Source organism: Pseudomonas sp. ChxA, from assembly GCF_030263855.1.
Taxonomy (GTDB): Bacteria; Pseudomonadota; Gammaproteobacteria; order Pseudomonadales; family Pseudomonadaceae; genus Aquipseudomonas; species Aquipseudomonas fluorescens_CB.
The window spans coordinates 5,634,172-5,648,718 of the sequence record NZ_JARPMK010000001.1 but is presented as its reverse complement, the minus strand read 5'-3'; the positions used below and the strand labels follow the sequence as shown (position 1 = coordinate 5,648,718).

The following is a 14,547-nucleotide window of genomic DNA, read 5'->3' as shown; positions in this document are numbered from 1 at the left end:
CCATGAGTGGATAAGTAGCTTGCTACGCAATATACTTACGTTCACGGTTGTTTGTAAACTCTTGACAGGCTTCGCGGATTGTTGACAAAGCATCCGCCAAAGCCTCGATTTTAGTACGTTCGGCGCCCAAGACGACGTCGTCCCACAATTATTCAGATGATGCTCAAGCACCATCCACAGTGTCCTGATTGAGGTTTTACTGCCATGGTTCGTCGCACCAAAGAGGAAGCTCAGGAAACGCGCAGCCAGATTCTCGACGCCGCCGAGCAAGCCTTTTATCAACGCGGTGTGGCGCGCACTACGCTGGCGGACATCGCCGCGCTGGCCGGCGTGACGCGCGGGGCTATCTATTGGCATTTCAGTAACAAGTCCGATTTGCTCCAGGCACTGCTCGACACGCTGCACGAACCCCTGGACGAATTGGCCCGGGCCAGTGAAAGCGAGGATGAAGTCGACCCGCTGGGCTGTATGCGCAAGCTGTTGATCCGTCTCTATCATCAAGTAGCCCTGGACCCGAAAACCCGGCGCATCAACGAAATCCTGTTTCATAAGTGCGAGTTCACCGATGAAATGTGCGACATGCGGCGTCAACGTCAGACCCACAGCCTTGAATGCAACCTGCGCATCGGCCTGACACTGCGCAACGCGGTCCATCGCGGGCAACTTCCGGAAAACCTCGACACCACGCGGGGCGCGGTGTGCATCCATGCCTACATCCACGGCTTGATTGGCCAGTGGCTATTGGTCCCCGACAGCTTCCAATTGCATCAGGACGCTGAACGCTGGGTAGATGTTGGGCTGGACATGCTGCGCTTGAGCCCTAGCCTACGCAATTAAGACAAAATGCGTAATTGCATCCAGTTGTGTCAACAGTAAAGTCCAGAGACAGTCAATCGTCCCTTCGCAGGATTTGTGGGGTGACTTTATATACGGGCTGGCGGGCGGTTGATAGGTAGCCGCCTAAGTATTTTGTAGCGATATTGTTGCAAGGCTGTGAAGGAGTGTTTCCCAGCCTTTATACGATCGTTCCCACGCTCCGCGTGGGAATGCATCCTGTGACGCTCCGCGTCACGCTTTAGGGGCAGATGCAGAGCGTCCATGGCGGCATTCCCACGCAGAGCGTGGGGACGATCAATCAGCCGAAAAAAGCCCCGGTTCCTGCGAACCGGGGCTTTTTCGTTTCAGCGAATTACATTACAACGCCAGCGTCGGGTAGTCGATGTAACCCACCGGGCCTTTACCGTAGAAGGTTTCCGGGTGCGGTTCGTTCAACGGCGCATCGGCCTTCAAGCGTGCCGGCAGGTCCGGGTTGGCAATGAACGGTACGCCGAAGGCCACCGCATCTGCCTTGCCGGCTGCCAGCCAGGCGTTGGCGCTGTCTTTGGTGAAGCGTTCGTTGGCGATGTACGTGCCACCGAAGGCTTTTTTCAGTTGTGGGCCGAGGCTGTCGCCGGCCTCTTTCTCACGGGAGCAGATAAAGGCGATACCACGCTTGCCCAGCTCGCTGGCGACGTAGGTGAAGGTTTCCGCCAAGTTGTCGTCGCCCATGTCATGGGAGTCGGCGCGCGGTGCCAGGTGCACACCCACACGGCCGGCGCCCCAGACTTCGATGGCGGCGTCGGTCACTTCCAGCAGCAGGCGTGCACGGTTTTCCAGGGAGCCACCATAGTTGTCGGTGCGCTGGTTGGTGCTGCTTTGCAGGAACTGGTCGAGCAGGTAACCGTTGGCGCCGTGGATTTCCACGCCGTCAAAACCTGCGGCCTTGGCGTTCTCGGCACCTACGCGGTAAGCGTCGACGATGTCGGCGATTTCAGCGGTTTCCAGGGCGCGAGGCGTCGGGTAGTCGGCCAGCGGGCGAACCAGGCTGACGTGGCCTTTAGGCTGAATGGCGCTCGGTGCCACCGGGGTTTCGCCGTTCAAGTACGACTCATGGGAGATACGGCCCACGTGCCACAGTTGCAGGAAGATCTTGCCACCCGCGCCGTGGATGGCCTTGGTGACATTGGCCCAGCCGCGCACTTGGTCGTTGGACCAGATACCCGGAGTGTCCGGGTAGCCAACGCCCAGCGGCGTCACGGAGGTGGCTTCGCTTAAGATCAGCCCGGCGGAAGCGCGTTGCACGTAGTACTCGGCCATCAGCGCATTGGGTACGCGGCCTTCATCGGCGCGGCAGCGGGTCAGCGGCGCCATGATGATGCGGTTGGACAATTCCAGGTCGCCCAGTTTGATCGGATCGAAAATAGTCGTCATGGGAAAACACCCTTCTCTTTAAGTGGATTGATCAGTTGGTCGCAGGCGCCAGGTCGGCATCGCCGCTCTGACGGAAAGTAATCAGGGTCACCAGCAGGGCCAGGATCGCCAGGGCCGCCGCCGCCAAAGGCACGCTGGTCAGGCCGAAACCGTGGGCAATCACGCTGCCTCCGACCCAGGCGCCGAGCGCGTTGCCGATGTTGAAGGCGCCGATATTCAAGGTGGACACCAGGTTGGGTGCGGCCTTGCCGAAGGTCACCACGTTGATCTGCAGCGCCGGTACGGCGGCGAACGAGGCGGTGGCCCACAGGAACAGCGTGATTTCCGTCGGGATCACCGCGACGCTGGTCCAGGTCAGCACCGTGGAAACCACCGCCATGCTGATGAATACGCCGATCAGGGTGGCGGCCAGGCGTTTATCCGCCAGCTTGCCGCCGATGATGTTGCCGACAGTAAGGCCCAGGCCGATCAGCAGCAGGGTCCAGGTCACGCCTTTGGGCGACACACCGGTGACATCGCCGAGCAGCGGTGCGACGTAAGTAAAGAGGGTGAACATCGACGCGGAGAACAACGCCGTCATGGTCAGCGACAACCAGATACCCGCGCCTTTGAGGGCTTTGAGTTCGGCGCGCATGTCGAGTTTTTCTTCGTCACGCTTGGCGGGCAGGAAGCGGATCAGGCCGATCAGCGCGATCACGCCGATTACCGTAACGGCAAAGAATGTCGAGCGCCAGCCTGTGGCCTGGCCCAGCGCGGTGCCCAGCGGCACGCCGAGCACGTTGGCCAGGGTCAAACCGGTGAACATCAACGCCACGGCCGAAGCGCGTTTGTTGGCCGGCACCAGGTTGGCCGCCACCACCGAACCGATTCCGAAGAACGCACCGTGGCACAGCGCGGTGACCATACGGGCAAACATCAGCACGTTGTAGTCACTGGCCAGGGCGCAGAGCAGGTTGCCGACAATAAAAATGCCCATCAACGCTACCAGCGCGGCCTTGCGTGGCAGCTTGGCGGTGGCCAGTGCCATGAACGGTGCGCCAATGGCCACGCCCAGGGCGTAGCCGGTGACCAGCCAGCCGGCGCCGGGGATCGACACGCCCAAGTCCGCTGCCACATCGGGCAACAAGCCCATGATGACGAACTCGGTGGTGCCGATGGCGAAGGCGCTGAGGGCCAGTATGAGTAGCGAGAGGGGCATTTGCGTTTCCTTGTTACAGCGCTGCGGTTTTGTCAGCGCTGAGTTCGGTGATAAGCGCTGCGAGGAAGGCCTGGATGGTTGCCTCGTTGCGTTTGAAAAAGTGCCACTGCCCGGCCTTCTGGCTGCTGATCAACCCGGCGCGTTGCAAGGTGGCCAGGTGCGCCGACACGGTCGACTGGGACAAGCCGCAGCGCTGGTCGATCTGCCCGGCACAGATGCCGTATTCGTGGTTGTGCACTTGTTCGGGGAACTGCACCTTCGGGTCTTTCAGCCAGGTGAGGATGTCTCGTCGTACTGGGTGTGCCAGGGCTTTTATTATTTCGTCGAGGTCGATGGACATGGCGGTTGCTCGGTTTCGGACAGCGTTATATCGCGATGAGGCGAACTTTAAATCGGTCTATCCCGATATACCAATATGATTTTGATCTGAGATCAGTCTATTTCGGTATATCGGGTTATAACGATACGTAAGCGGCAGTGGTAAACTGCGCGGCATGAATTATCTCGCACATCTGCACCTGGGCGGCCAACTTCCTGCTCAATTGCTCGGCAGCCTGTATGGCGACTTTGTAAAAGGCCGCCTGCAAGGCCAATACAGCCCGCAAATCGAGTCGGCGATTCAGCTGCATCGCTCGATTGACCGCTTTACCGACAGCCACCCGCTGGTGGGTGAGGCGTTGTCACGCTTCAGCCTGACCCGCAAGCGCTACGCCGGGATTGTCCTCGATGTGTTTTTCGACCATTGCCTGGCGCGGGATTGGGTGCTGTACGCCGACGAGTCGCTGGAGCGCTTCACCGCGCAGGTGTACCGCGTGCTGGCGGACGAGCCGCAGTTGCCGGGGCGGTTGGCGCAGATTGCACCGTATATGGCGGCGGATGATTGGTTGGGTTCCTACCGCGAGTTTGCGGTGATGGAGCAGGTGTTGCGTGGGATTTCGCGGCGGCTCACCCAGCCACAGGAACTGGGGCATGCGATGCAGGAGTTGCGGGTGTTGTATGAGCCGTTGAGCGAAGATTTTCGGTTGTTTTATCCCGAGTTGCAGAAGTTCGCAGAAGCCCAACTGATGACTGAGCTCTAAATGAGCTCTATATGTGGGAGCTGGCTTGCCTGCGATAGCAGTCTGTCAGTTGAAAGAGATGTGGCTGACCCACCGCTATCGCAGGCAAGCCAGCTCCCACATTTGAACCGGTGTTCAGTTCATCTTAGGCAGCAAACGCTGGCCGAGCCGCTACCTGCTCAACCTCCGGCACCGGCCCAAACAACGCCTTCTGCACCGCCTGCTGCGCCTGATGCGCCAGTGCCGCACGTTCCTGCCCGGCGCATGCAATCGGCTTGAGCACATGAATCTCCACATCGCCCTGATCATTGCTAAACAAACGCATCAGGTGCGAGAGCAAATCATCATCGCCAATAAACGGCGCCAACGCGTCCACCTGCCCATCACGCAAATAACGAATCGCCACCGGTTGCAGCGACACATCCGCATCAATTGCACTGGCCAGCAAACGCCCGTGGAACGTACGCAGGCTGCGCCCGTCGGTGGTGGTGCCTTCGGGGAACATCAGCAGCGGATGATGTTGCTCCAGATGCCGGGTCATCTGCTTGCGGATCAGCTGGCTGTCGCCTGAGCCGCGGCGGATAAACAGGCTGCCAGCCTTGGCTGCCAACCAGCCAGCCACCGGCCAGGTGCGCACTTCGGCCTTGGACAAAAACGACATCGGCGCCACTGCGCCGAGCAGCGGAATGTCGGTCCAGGACACGTGATTGCTCACCCACAGCATCGGCTGCGTCGGCAGTTCACCGTGTACCGTCACGCGAAAGGGCAGGGCGTTAGTCAGTCGTGCCATAAAGAACCGCGACCAACGCTGGCGCCGCACCATCGAGTTGGCAATGCGCAAACGTTCGAACACACCAAACACACTGGCCATGCTCAACCCCAGCGCCACCACCAGCAGCACGCGGGCAATGCGCCCGTAAATGCGCAGGCGGCTCATCACATGGCCGCCTTGAAGTGGCGGGCGTAGCGCGGGCACAACTCATCGCGTTTGAGCAGGATGAACACGTCGGCCACCTGGAAATCTTCATCCCAGCACGGCTCGCCGCAGATCTTCGCGCCCAGGCGCATATAGGCCTTGAGCAACGGCGGCATTTCCGCGATCACGTTGGACGGCAGGTCCAGCGCCGGCAGTGGTTTTTTCGGTTCGGCGCGCAGGTGCTCGTTGCACAGGTAGCGTTCGCGCAAGCGCTGCATGATCGCGTGGGCCTGGATGCCGCCGTCGTGCATCGGGATGCTCGCGCAACCCATCAAGTAGCTGTAACCGCCTTGGTTGAGCACTTCGGCCAACTCGCCCCACAACACCGCTATGGTGCCGCCGTTGCGATAGGCCGGGTCGACGCAGGTGCGGCCGATCTCCAGGATCGGGCCTTGCAAGTGCAGCAAGCCATGCAGGCTGAATTCTTCTTCGCTGTAGAACCGGCCCAAGGTGCTGGCGGCCTGGTGGTCGAGCAAACGGGTGGTGGCCACCAGTCGACCGCTGTTCAAATCCCGCACGCCGATGTGGCTGCAGTGAACATCATAGTCATCCATGTCCAGACCCTGTTCCGCACCTTTCAGCTTGGCGTTGAACTCGCCGCTGAACACGTTGAAACGCAGGGCCTGGGCTTCCTGCAAAGCCTTGGCGCCAACCAGGCGTTCGGCTTGCAGACGGCGTTCATTGCCGGTGTCGCTGATGCGGGCGATCTGAGTCATGGCGAATCTCCGAGTGCCGGCCACTTACCGGCCGGTCGACTTGTTTGTCCAAACTCAGGCTATGTAGGCTCGGTGTCAGCTCCATGAAGTTATGGTGACGCTTGGATGACAGGCCTTCCTGTCGCAAATCTGTCATGCGCCTGGGCTAGGCTCGCGGGCTTGAAAGCCCCCTTGAGTTTGCGTCCATGGTCCGAGGCCTGTTGTGCGTTGCCCTGCTGTTAGTCACTGCTGCCGCCCACGCCGAAACCTGGCCGGACAAGGAATGGGCCAAGGGCGCGCCGCTCGAAGGCCCCGCTGTCGATGCGCTGAATGCCTACGCTTTCCCACCTCGTGACAACGCTACCCGCGAAGGCATCCGCACCGATGCACTGCTGGTGATCCGCGATGGCGTGATTGTCTATGAACGCTATGGCGTGCCCACCACCGCCAGCACCCCACACCTGACCTGGTCGGTGAGCAAAAGCCTGATGGCCACTGTGCTCGGCGTGGCCTACGGCGAAAACCGCTTCAAACTCAGCGACCCGGCCGCACGTTTTTATCCGCCGATGAAGCAACACCCCAACGTGAGCATGGCCGACCTTTTGCACTGGGGCTCGGGCCTGGACTGGCAGGAAGATTACGAATACGCGCCACTCAATTCCTCGGTGGTGGCGATGCTCTACACCCGTGGCCGCAGCGACATGGCCGAGTTTGCCGCAGGCACCGAGGCTGCCGCCGCACCGGGCCAGGCGTTCCGTTATTCCAGTGGCGACAGCAATATTCTGTCCGCCGCCCTTAAAGGCATGCTCGGCCACAAGGCCTATATGAGCTACCCGTGGGACGCGCTGTTCAAGCCGCTGGGCATTCACAACGCCACCTGGGAAACCGACGCCGACGAAACCTTTGTCGCCTCCTCCTACGCCTACCTCACCGCCCGCGATTTAGCGCGAGTCGGCCTGCTGATGGCGCGCGGCGGTCGTTGGGGGGAACAGCAATTGCTGCCTGAAGAGTGGGTCGCGTTCAACCGCCAGCCGTTCGACAAATACAAGGCTGGCCAGGACGAAGCCGTCCCCGGCGGGCAATGGTGGCTCAACCTCGAAGTACAAGGCGCCCCAAGACCCTGGCCCGCTGCGCCCGCCGACACCTTCGCCGCCCTCGGCCACTGGGGCCAGGCGCTGTTCGTGCTGCCCGACGAACACCTGGTGATCGTGCGCTACGGCGATGACCGTGACGGCACTTACCGCCACAACGAACTGCTCAAGCGCGTACTGGCGGCGGTGCAACCATGATCCGTCGTCATCCGGTTATCAGTGTTTTTTTACTATTACTGCTCGCCCTGCTGGGCTGGGTCTGGCACGAACGCGTCAACCTGCAAGCCTTCCCCGACATCATCGCGGCGTACACGGCCAAGGAATATTGCTCGTGCCGGTATGTGGAAAACAACCCGGCGGACTATTGCCTGGGGTATGTGAAGCAGTACGTGCCGACCAGCGCGTTCACTGACTCGCCGGAACGCAGTGAAGTCACGGCGAGTGGGTTGGGGCGCACGCATACGGCGCGGTGGTTGGGTGATCGCCAAGGCTGCCGCCTCAACCCCTGACACACCAAAGATTTTTCGGTGGGAGCTGGCTGACAATATTTGAAGGCACCCCCATGCCCCCTGTGGCGAGCAGGCTTGCCCTGCGTTGGGCTGCGCAGCGGCCCCAGTAAGGGCCCTGAAAATGCCTTCTGAAAGAACTCAGTGCCTGGCTATGGGGCTGCTGCGCAGCCCAACGCAGGGCAAGCCTGCTCGCCACAACAAGCGATGTATTAACCGGCAGTTGTGTAGATACCTATGGTGCGATGGCGGCGGCACAGGCGACAGTGATGTTGACTGACCGGCCGCTATCGCAGGCAAGCCAGCTTCCACATTGGATTTGTGCTGATCACGGAAGTAGAAACAGGCGCCCGATGCACTGCACCGGGCGCGAACGACTTACTGCGGGGTTAGGCTGCCAGGCTGCAATGCCAGCAGCAGGTCATCGATGATGGCTTTACCCATTTCACCCAGATAATGCGAGGCGAATGCAAACTTCTCAGCCTTGGGGTCCATGGCAGCTTCAAGGGCGAGCATTTTTGCGTAATAGAGCACGTGGGATGCGTGTTCGAGGGCTTCTACGAGCGGAACACCGGCGTTGACGCGGAACAGTTTCAGGTGGCTTTTGTTTTCTCCGCAGTCTGCGAAGGTGGCGGCGCCGAGGGTTTCGGCTGAAGGTATTTCGTACGGCATAAGCTTGCTCCTTTGGTACAACCAAAAAGAGCTTCTTTTCTCGGGATTCCACGCCCGGTCACTGATGAGCAGCGACGGAGGCGAGGTTAACCCTATGCACGCGCCGTCGCAACCGGTGGCCAATAGCTGTCCGCTTTCTGTGGCGAGGGAGCTTGTCGGATCGCCGCACCGTCCCGTTTGACTGCGCAGCAGTCACCGGCTTTTAGGGGCGCTGCGCACCCCAGCGCAAGCAAGCTTGCTCGCCACAGGGTTATGCGCCGTCGCAACCGATAGCAAATGGCTGTGCGCTTTCTGTGGCGAGGGAGCTTGCTCCCGTTTGACTGCGCAGCAGTCACCGGCCTTTAGGGGCGCTGCGCACCCCAGCGCAAGCAAGCTTGCTCGCCACAGGGTTATGCGCAGTCGCAACCGGTGGCAAATGGCTGTGCACTTTCTGTGGCGAGGGAGCTTGTCGGATCGCCGCACCGTCCCGTTTGACTGCGCAGCAGTCACCGGCTTTTAGGGGCGCTTCGCACCCCAGCGCAAGCAAGCTTGCTCGCCACAGGGTTATGCGCAGTCGCAACCGGTAGCAAATGGCTGTGCGCTTTCTGTGGCGAGGGAGCTTGTCGGATCGCCGCACCGTCCCGTTTGACTGCGCAGCAGTCACCGGCTTTTAGGGGCGCTGCGCACCCCAGCGCAAGCAAGCTTGCTCGCCACAGGGTTATCAGGTGTCAGCCTCAGGTTCCACCCAGTGGAACCACCTTTGATTGTCCTCGCGCCCACATCGCGCTTAGCTGTCGATGTGTCGCCAACAAGAACGGGACCACCCGCCTGTGAGGAGAATCACCATGCGCCCACACCAGCACATTCTGGATTGGCTCAGCGATGTCGCCAGCGACTTGCACGCTGTGCGCCACGATATCCACGCCCATCCCGAACTCGGTTTTGAAGAGAACCGCACCAGCGCGCTCGTTGCGCAGTCCTTGAGGGATTGGGGTTATGAGGTGCACACCGGCATCGGCAAAACCGGCGTGGTCGGTGTGCTGCGCAATGGCAGCAGCTCGCGCACGCTGGGGATTCGCGCCGACATGGACGCGTTGCCCATCATCGAAAACACCGGCGCGGCCTATACCAGCCAGCACGCCGGCTGCATGCACGCTTGCGGGCATGACGGCCACACCACCATGTTGCTCGGCGCCGCGCGTTACTTGGCGGCGACGCGGCAATTCGACGGCACCTTGAACCTGATTTTTCAACCCGCCGAAGAAGGCCAGGGCGGCGCCGAGGCGATGCTGGCGGATGGTTTGCTGGAACGCTTCCCATGTGACGGTCTGTTCGGCATGCACAATATGCCGGGCTTGCCGGCTGGGCATCTGGGCTTGCGCGTCGGGCCGATGATGGCCTCGCAAGATTTGCTCACGGTGACGCTGGAAGGCGTCGGCGGCCACGGCTCCATGCCGCATCTGACGGTGGATCCGCTGGTGGCGGCGGCGAGTATGGTCATGGCCTTGCAGACGGTGGTGGCGCGCAATATCGACACCCAGGAAGCGGCCGTGGTCACCGTCGGTGCACTGCAAGCAGGGCAGGCTGCCAATGTGATTCCCCAGCAAGCGCTGTTGCGCCTGAGCCTGCGTGCACTGAATCCCAAGGTGCGCGAGCAGATGCTCGAACGGGTCAACGCCATCATCCAGACCCAAGCTGCGAGCTTCGGCTGCACGGTGCACGTCGAGCACCGCCCGGCTTACCCGGTGCTGGTCAACCACGCCGAAGAAACCGAGTTTGCTCGCCAGGTCGGCATCGCCTTGCTCGGCGCCGACGCGGTAGACGGCAACACCCGCACCTTGATGGGCAGTGAAGACTTTGCCTGGATGCTGCAACGTTGCCCCGGCAGTTACCTGTTTATCGGCAATGGCGTGTCGCGCCCCATGGTGCACAACCCCGCCTATGACTTTAACGACGACATCCTGCTGACCGGCGCCGCCTACTGGGGCGCGCTGGCCGAGAGCTGGCTCAAGCCTGCCTGACGAACTCTTTTTTTCTGCCGCTGGACCCTTGCCCTTATCGGTTGAATGGAGTGTTCCTCATGCAGACTTCAAACACAGGCGTATCGCGCAGCCGCCAGGTGGTGGCGGCCGTGATCGGCAATGCGCTGGAATGGTATGACTTCATCGTTTACGGCTTTCTGGCCAGCATCATCGCGCGGCAATTCTTTCCGTCGGAGGATGAATACGCCTCGCTGCTGATGGCCTTGGCCACCTTCGGCGTGGGCTTTTTCATGCGCCCGGTGGGCGGCATCCTGCTCGGCATCTATGCCGACCGCAAAGGCCGCAAAGCCGCGATGCAGTTGATTATCCGGCTGATGACCGTGTCTATCGCGCTGATCGCCTTCGCGCCCAATTACGCCGCCATCGGCATGGGCGCACCGTTGCTGATTGTGGTGGCGCGCATGCTCCAGGGCTTTGCCACCGGCGGTGAATACGCGAGTGCCACGGCGTTTCTGGTGGAAAGCGCACCGGCCCATCGCAAGGGCTTGTATGGCTCCTGGCAGTTGGTGGGGCAGTGCCTGGCGGTGTTTGGCGGCGCGGCGATGGTGGCGCTGGTCACGCACTTCTTTTCGCCGCAAACCCTCGACCTATGGGGCTGGCGCGTGCCGTTTGTGCTGGGCTTGCTGATCGGCCCGGTGGGCTTGTGGATTCGCCGGCACCTGGAAGACCCCGAAGAGTTTATCCAGGCACGCAAACAGGCCACCGGCCCGGCGCCGAGCCTGATGGATGTACTGCGCGAGCATCGGCGCAGCATCCTCGTCTCCATGGGCTTGGCCTGTGGCGCGACAGTGTCGTTCTATGTGGTGCTGGTGAATATGCCGACCTTCGCGCACAAGAGTCTCGGTTTGCCGCTGGACCAGGTGCTGATGGTGCAGATGTTCGCGGTGGCGCTGATGACCGTAGTGATTCCGCTGTCCGGCATGCTCTCGGACCGTATGGGGCGGCGGCCGGTGTTGATGGCCTTCACCCTGGCGTTTTTCGTGATGGTTTACCCGTTGTATGTGTGGGTGGCCGCGGCGCCGTCCATCGAGCGCTTGCTGGTGATGCAAGTGCTGCTGTGCACGGCCATCGGCGGCTTTTTCGGCCCGGCACCGACGGCGTTGGCCGAGCAGTTTCCAATTGAGGTGAGGTCGACCGGTGTGTCGGTGGCCTATAACGTCGCCGTCATGGTGTTTGGCGGTTTTGCACCGTTGATCGTGACCTGGCTGACTAAAGTGCTCGGCACGCCAGTGGCGCCGTCGTTTTATGTACTGTTCGCTTGCGTGCTGACGTTGATGGGCACTTACTGCATGCACGAAGCCCCACGGGCGAAAAAACCGCTGCCCTTTTCCAATGAGGTGAAGCCTTGAGCCGTGTTGATTGGGATGCCACGCAGCTGTCGCAAGCGATCCATGCGCGGCAGGTGTCGTGTGAAGAAGTGATGGGTGATTACCTGGCGCAGATCCAGCGTTTTAACCCGAGTGTGAATGCGCTGGTGTCGCTGCGCGATGCTGATGAAGTGTTGGCCGAAGCGCGCGCTTGTGATCACGAGTTGGACCAAGGCCAATCCCGTGGCTGGATGCACGGCATGCCCCAGGCGATCAAGGATTTGGCGGCCACCAAAGGCTTGCGCACCACGTTGGGCTCGCCGTTGTTCGCCGAGCATGTGCCCAGCGAAGATGCGATCAGCGTGGCGCGTGTACGGGCCAGCGGCGCGATTATTATCGGCAAAACCAACGTGCCGGAATTCGGCCTCGGCTCACAGACCTACAACACGCTATTCGGCACCACCGGCAATGCTTATGACCCACGTTTGGTGGCCGGCGGCAGCAGCGGCGGGGCGGCGGTGGCGCTGGCGTTGCGCATGCTGCCGGTGGCCGATGGCAGTGACATGATGGGTTCGCTGCGCAACCCGGCGGCGTTCAATAATGTGTTTGGTTTGCGCCCTTCACAGGGGCGCGTGCCCCACGGGCCGATGCCGGAATTGTTTGTGCAGCAACTGGGCACCGAAGGCCCAATGGGCCGCAGTGTGACGGATGTGGCGACGCTATTGAGTATTCAGGCCGGTTACGACCCACGGGTGCCGCTCTCATCCAAGGACGATCCGTCGGTGTTCGGCCAGCCGTTGCAGCGCGATTTCAAAGGCGCGCGCCTGGGCTGGCTGGGGGATTACAACGGCTACCTGCCGATGGACGAGGGTGTGATGAGCCTTTGCGAGTCGGCTCTCGGCGATTTTGCTGCGCTGGGCTGCGAGGTGGAAAGCTGCCAGCCGGAATTTTCCCTGGCGCGGCTATGGCGCTGCTGGCTGGTGCATCGCCATTGGTTGGTGCACGGCAACCTCGGTGCGGCCTACGCCAACCCGCAAAAACGCGCGTTGCTCAAACCCGAAGCGCAATGGGAAGTGGAGGGCGGGCTGGGCTTGAGTGCGCAGCAGGTGTACCAGGCGTCGGTGGATCGCAGCGACTGGTATCGCGCCTTGGCCAAGCTGTTTGAACGTTACGATTTCCTGCTGTTGCCCACCGCACAAGTGTTCCCTTTTGATGCACAACAGGCGTGGCCGCGTCGCGTGGGCGGGCGCGAAATGGACACCTATCACCGCTGGATGGAAGTGGTGATCGGCCCTACATTGGCAGGCTTGCCGAGCATGAGCATTCCGGTGGGGTTCAATCCTCAAGGCTTGCCCATGGGGCTGCAGATTATCGGCCCGGCCCAGGCGGACCGGGCGGTTTTGCAGTTGGCCTATGCCCATGAACAGCTGACCCGGTGGGTGCAACGCCGCCCGCCCACGTGCCTTGAATCGACCGGTTGAATGACAACGGGCCTGTATCTTGCTGTGATAAATGATCATCCACCGGCAACAGGGAGATCGAACATGGAGACAGGCACGGTACGGTCGGTTGAGCGCGCACTCGCCATCGTCGAATTGCTCGGCGAACACCAGGCCTTGGGGTTGGAGGAGTTGCACTACCTCACACGCCTGCCCAAGGCCACGGTGTCGCGCATGTTGCTGACTTTGCAGGAACAGGGTTGGGTCTATCGCGGCCTCAGCGACCGTCGTTACCGCCTGCGCGCACAGCGTTTGTTCGGCGACACTCAGCAACGTTTCAAGCGGCAAGTGGTGGAAAGCGCCGCGCCCTGGCTGCTGGAACTCAGCGAGCGCACTGGGCTGGTGGTGGATCTGTCCTGCTTTGATGGCGAGCGCTTGGAGGTCATGGAAAGTGCGATCCCCAGTGTGTTGCGCAAGTTGTACCCCAACAACTGCCAGATCGTCGGTCAGCACGCCAGCCTGTTTCATTCGGCGATGGGCAAGGCGTGCCTGACGCAATTGCCGGTTGAGGAGGTGCAGCGTCTGGCGGGCCGCGATCATGTCGCCGCGGACGAGCAGGTGCATACCTGCGAGCAGACCCAGCATCAGGGTTTTGGCCAGCGCACTGAAGGCTATTGGGAATACCCGGTGCGCCTGCCGTTTCTGATTCGCGCGGTGGCCTTGCCGGTGCAGGCCAATGGGCGGCTGGTGGGCAGCATGGCGTTGCACTGGCCGATGCATCAGGCGCCGGTGGAGCGCGTATTGAACCTGCACATGGCCAGCCTGGAAGCGACGGTGCGCGATGTGCAGCGGGCGCTGATCTAGAGGTAGCCACCGAATCTCTGTGGGAGCTGGGTTGCCTGTTGTGGCGGATTGTCGGTGTGTATATCCGTTGCTGCGGTAATGGCGGCCTATGGTTCCGCTCTTACAGCGGGTCACTTTTGCAAGGACGCAAAAGTAACCAAAAGGTCCTCGCCCCACCACTCGGCACCTCGCTTAGGCTCGGTGTGCCCGCACTCCGGCTTGAATCCGTGGGCCGCCGCGATGGGCCATCCTTGGCCCAGCGCGGCTAACCCGGCGTCCTGCCGGGTTACCCACGGATTCAAGCCTGCGTTCGGCCATCGTGGTTAACGGGGCGTCTCAGATCAAAAGCAGATCAAGATCAAGATCTACAGCACGGCGGCCTGAAAGCCGACCTGAGTGGTTGAAGCAAGAGCCAGATCAAGTGCAAAGCCAAAGCCTGTCTGAATACACTGAAGAACTGCTTTTCTGTGGGAGCTGGCTTGCCTGCGATG

14 protein-coding genes are annotated in these 14,547 nt (G+C 61.2%); 8 read left to right on the top strand and 6 right to left on the bottom strand.

Annotation, left to right across the window (positions count from 1 at the left end; genetic code table 11):
- The first annotated feature begins 204 nt into the window (after nucleotides 1-204).
- Nucleotides 205-837, top strand: coding sequence for a TetR family transcriptional regulator (locus P5706_RS25490; RefSeq protein WP_138816379.1), 633 nt, complete (start codon nucleotides 205-207; stop codon nucleotides 835-837).
- A 357-nt stretch (nucleotides 838-1,194) separates the two neighbouring features.
- Here the strand turns inward: P5706_RS25490 and P5706_RS25485 are convergent, their stop codons facing one another.
- Genes P5706_RS25485 through P5706_RS25475 form a run of 3 tightly spaced genes read right to left on the bottom strand, consistent with a single transcriptional unit; the run spans nucleotide 1,195 to nucleotide 3,788 of the window.
- Nucleotides 1,195-2,250 (bottom strand): alkene reductase, encoded by a 1,056-nt coding sequence (locus P5706_RS25485; protein ID WP_285682586.1) that lies wholly within the window; start codon nucleotides 2,248-2,250, stop codon nucleotides 1,195-1,197.
- A 31-nt stretch (nucleotides 2,251-2,281) separates the two neighbouring features.
- The gene (locus P5706_RS25480; RefSeq protein ID WP_285682584.1) at nucleotides 2,282-3,448 is read right to left on the bottom strand and encodes an MFS transporter; all 1,167 of its coding nucleotides are present in this window, start codon (nucleotides 3,446-3,448) and stop codon (nucleotides 2,282-2,284) included.
- A gap of 13 nt (nucleotides 3,449-3,461) precedes the next feature.
- Entirely contained in the window at nucleotides 3,462-3,788 is a 327-nt protein-coding gene (locus P5706_RS25475) for an ArsR/SmtB family transcription factor (protein ID WP_200433484.1), read from the bottom strand.
- Nucleotides 3,789-3,942: 154 nt separating this feature from the next.
- Between P5706_RS25475 and P5706_RS25470 the strand changes: the two genes are divergently transcribed.
- Complete coding sequence (locus tag P5706_RS25470) at nucleotides 3,943-4,527, top strand: acyl carrier protein phosphodiesterase (RefSeq protein WP_285682581.1); 585 nt, start codon at nucleotides 3,943-3,945, stop codon at nucleotides 4,525-4,527.
- Between the two features lie 124 nt (nucleotides 4,528-4,651).
- Here the strand turns inward: P5706_RS25470 and P5706_RS25465 are convergent, their stop codons facing one another.
- Together P5706_RS25465 and olsB are read right to left on the bottom strand one after the other, a co-directional pair.
- Nucleotides 4,652-5,443 (bottom strand): lysophospholipid acyltransferase family protein, encoded by a 792-nt coding sequence (locus tag P5706_RS25465; protein ID WP_285682579.1) that lies wholly within the window; start codon nucleotides 5,441-5,443, stop codon nucleotides 4,652-4,654.
- Entirely contained in the window at nucleotides 5,443-6,198 is a 756-nt protein-coding gene (gene olsB / locus P5706_RS25460; RefSeq protein WP_017137255.1) for an L-ornithine N(alpha)-acyltransferase, read from the bottom strand. The genes P5706_RS25465 and olsB overlap by 1 nt, the downstream gene beginning before the upstream one ends.
- Before the next feature lie 185 nt (nucleotides 6,199-6,383).
- Here olsB and P5706_RS25455 point away from each other — a divergent pair, with 185 nt between their 5' ends.
- Together P5706_RS25455 and P5706_RS25450 are read left to right on the top strand one after the other, a co-directional pair.
- On the top strand, nucleotides 6,384-7,466 hold the full coding sequence (locus P5706_RS25455; RefSeq protein ID WP_200433487.1) for a serine hydrolase domain-containing protein: 1,083 nt from the start codon (nucleotides 6,384-6,386) through the stop codon (nucleotides 7,464-7,466).
- Nucleotides 7,463-7,777: an amidase gene (locus tag P5706_RS25450; RefSeq protein WP_236372427.1), complete on the top strand. Its 315-nt coding sequence runs from the start codon at nucleotides 7,463-7,465 to the stop codon at nucleotides 7,775-7,777. Before P5706_RS25455 ends, P5706_RS25450 begins: the two co-directional genes overlap by 4 nt.
- Before the next feature lie 375 nt (nucleotides 7,778-8,152).
- Here P5706_RS25450 and P5706_RS25445 read toward each other — a convergent pair whose 3' ends face one another.
- Nucleotides 8,153-8,446, bottom strand: coding sequence for a DUF3077 domain-containing protein (locus P5706_RS25445; RefSeq protein ID WP_285682575.1), 294 nt, complete (start codon nucleotides 8,444-8,446; stop codon nucleotides 8,153-8,155).
- A gap of 824 nt (nucleotides 8,447-9,270) precedes the next feature.
- Here P5706_RS25445 and P5706_RS25440 point away from each other — a divergent pair.
- From P5706_RS25440 to P5706_RS25425, 4 genes are all read left to right on the top strand, one after another.
- A complete protein-coding gene (locus tag P5706_RS25440) occupies nucleotides 9,271-10,446 on the top strand; it encodes a M20 aminoacylase family protein (RefSeq protein ID WP_285682573.1) in 1,176 nt (391 codons plus the stop codon).
- A 59-nt stretch (nucleotides 10,447-10,505) separates the two neighbouring features.
- Entirely contained in the window at nucleotides 10,506-11,816 is a 1,311-nt protein-coding gene (locus P5706_RS25435) for a citrate-proton symporter (protein WP_285682572.1), read from the top strand.
- A complete protein-coding gene (locus P5706_RS25430) occupies nucleotides 11,813-13,255 on the top strand; it encodes an amidase (RefSeq protein ID WP_285682570.1) in 1,443 nt (480 codons plus the stop codon). The genes P5706_RS25435 and P5706_RS25430 overlap by 4 nt, the downstream gene beginning before the upstream one ends.
- A 63-nt stretch (nucleotides 13,256-13,318) precedes the next feature.
- Nucleotides 13,319-14,077 carry an IclR family transcriptional regulator gene (locus P5706_RS25425; RefSeq protein WP_017137263.1) on the top strand — a complete coding sequence of 253 codons (759 nt, stop codon included), beginning with the start codon at nucleotides 13,319-13,321 and terminating at the stop codon, nucleotides 14,075-14,077.
- Nucleotides 14,078-14,547: the final 470 nt, after the last annotated feature.

Excerpts from the sequence above, each read along its gene's own strand:
- P5706_RS25450 (WP_236372427.1), top strand. The coding sequence starts at position 7,463 with ATGATCCGTCGTCATCCGGTTATCAGTGTTTTTTTACTATTACTGCTC.
- P5706_RS25445 (WP_285682575.1), bottom strand. The coding sequence starts at position 8,446 with ATGCCGTACGAAATACCTTCAGCCGAAACCCTCGGCGCCGCCACCTTC.
- P5706_RS25425 (WP_017137263.1), top strand. The coding sequence starts at position 13,319 with ATGGAGACAGGCACGGTACGGTCGGTTGAGCGCGCACTCGCCATCGTC.
- P5706_RS25480 (WP_285682584.1), bottom strand. The coding sequence starts at position 3,448 with ATGCCCCTCTCGCTACTCATACTGGCCCTCAGCGCCTTCGCCATCGGC.
- P5706_RS25440 (WP_285682573.1), top strand. The coding sequence starts at position 9,271 with ATGCGCCCACACCAGCACATTCTGGATTGGCTCAGCGATGTCGCCAGC.
- P5706_RS25485 (WP_285682586.1), bottom strand. The coding sequence starts at position 2,250 with ATGACGACTATTTTCGATCCGATCAAACTGGGCGACCTGGAATTGTCC.
- P5706_RS25470 (WP_285682581.1), top strand. The coding sequence starts at position 3,943 with ATGAATTATCTCGCACATCTGCACCTGGGCGGCCAACTTCCTGCTCAA.
- P5706_RS25435 (WP_285682572.1), top strand. The coding sequence starts at position 10,506 with ATGCAGACTTCAAACACAGGCGTATCGCGCAGCCGCCAGGTGGTGGCG.
- P5706_RS25475 (WP_200433484.1), bottom strand. The coding sequence starts at position 3,788 with ATGTCCATCGACCTCGACGAAATAATAAAAGCCCTGGCACACCCAGTA.
- olsB (WP_017137255.1), bottom strand. The coding sequence starts at position 6,198 with ATGACTCAGATCGCCCGCATCAGCGACACCGGCAATGAACGCCGTCTG.
- P5706_RS25465 (WP_285682579.1), bottom strand. The coding sequence starts at position 5,443 with ATGAGCCGCCTGCGCATTTACGGGCGCATTGCCCGCGTGCTGCTGGTG.
- P5706_RS25455 (WP_200433487.1), top strand. The coding sequence starts at position 6,384 with ATGGTCCGAGGCCTGTTGTGCGTTGCCCTGCTGTTAGTCACTGCTGCC.
- P5706_RS25490 (WP_138816379.1), top strand. The coding sequence starts at position 205 with ATGGTTCGTCGCACCAAAGAGGAAGCTCAGGAAACGCGCAGCCAGATT.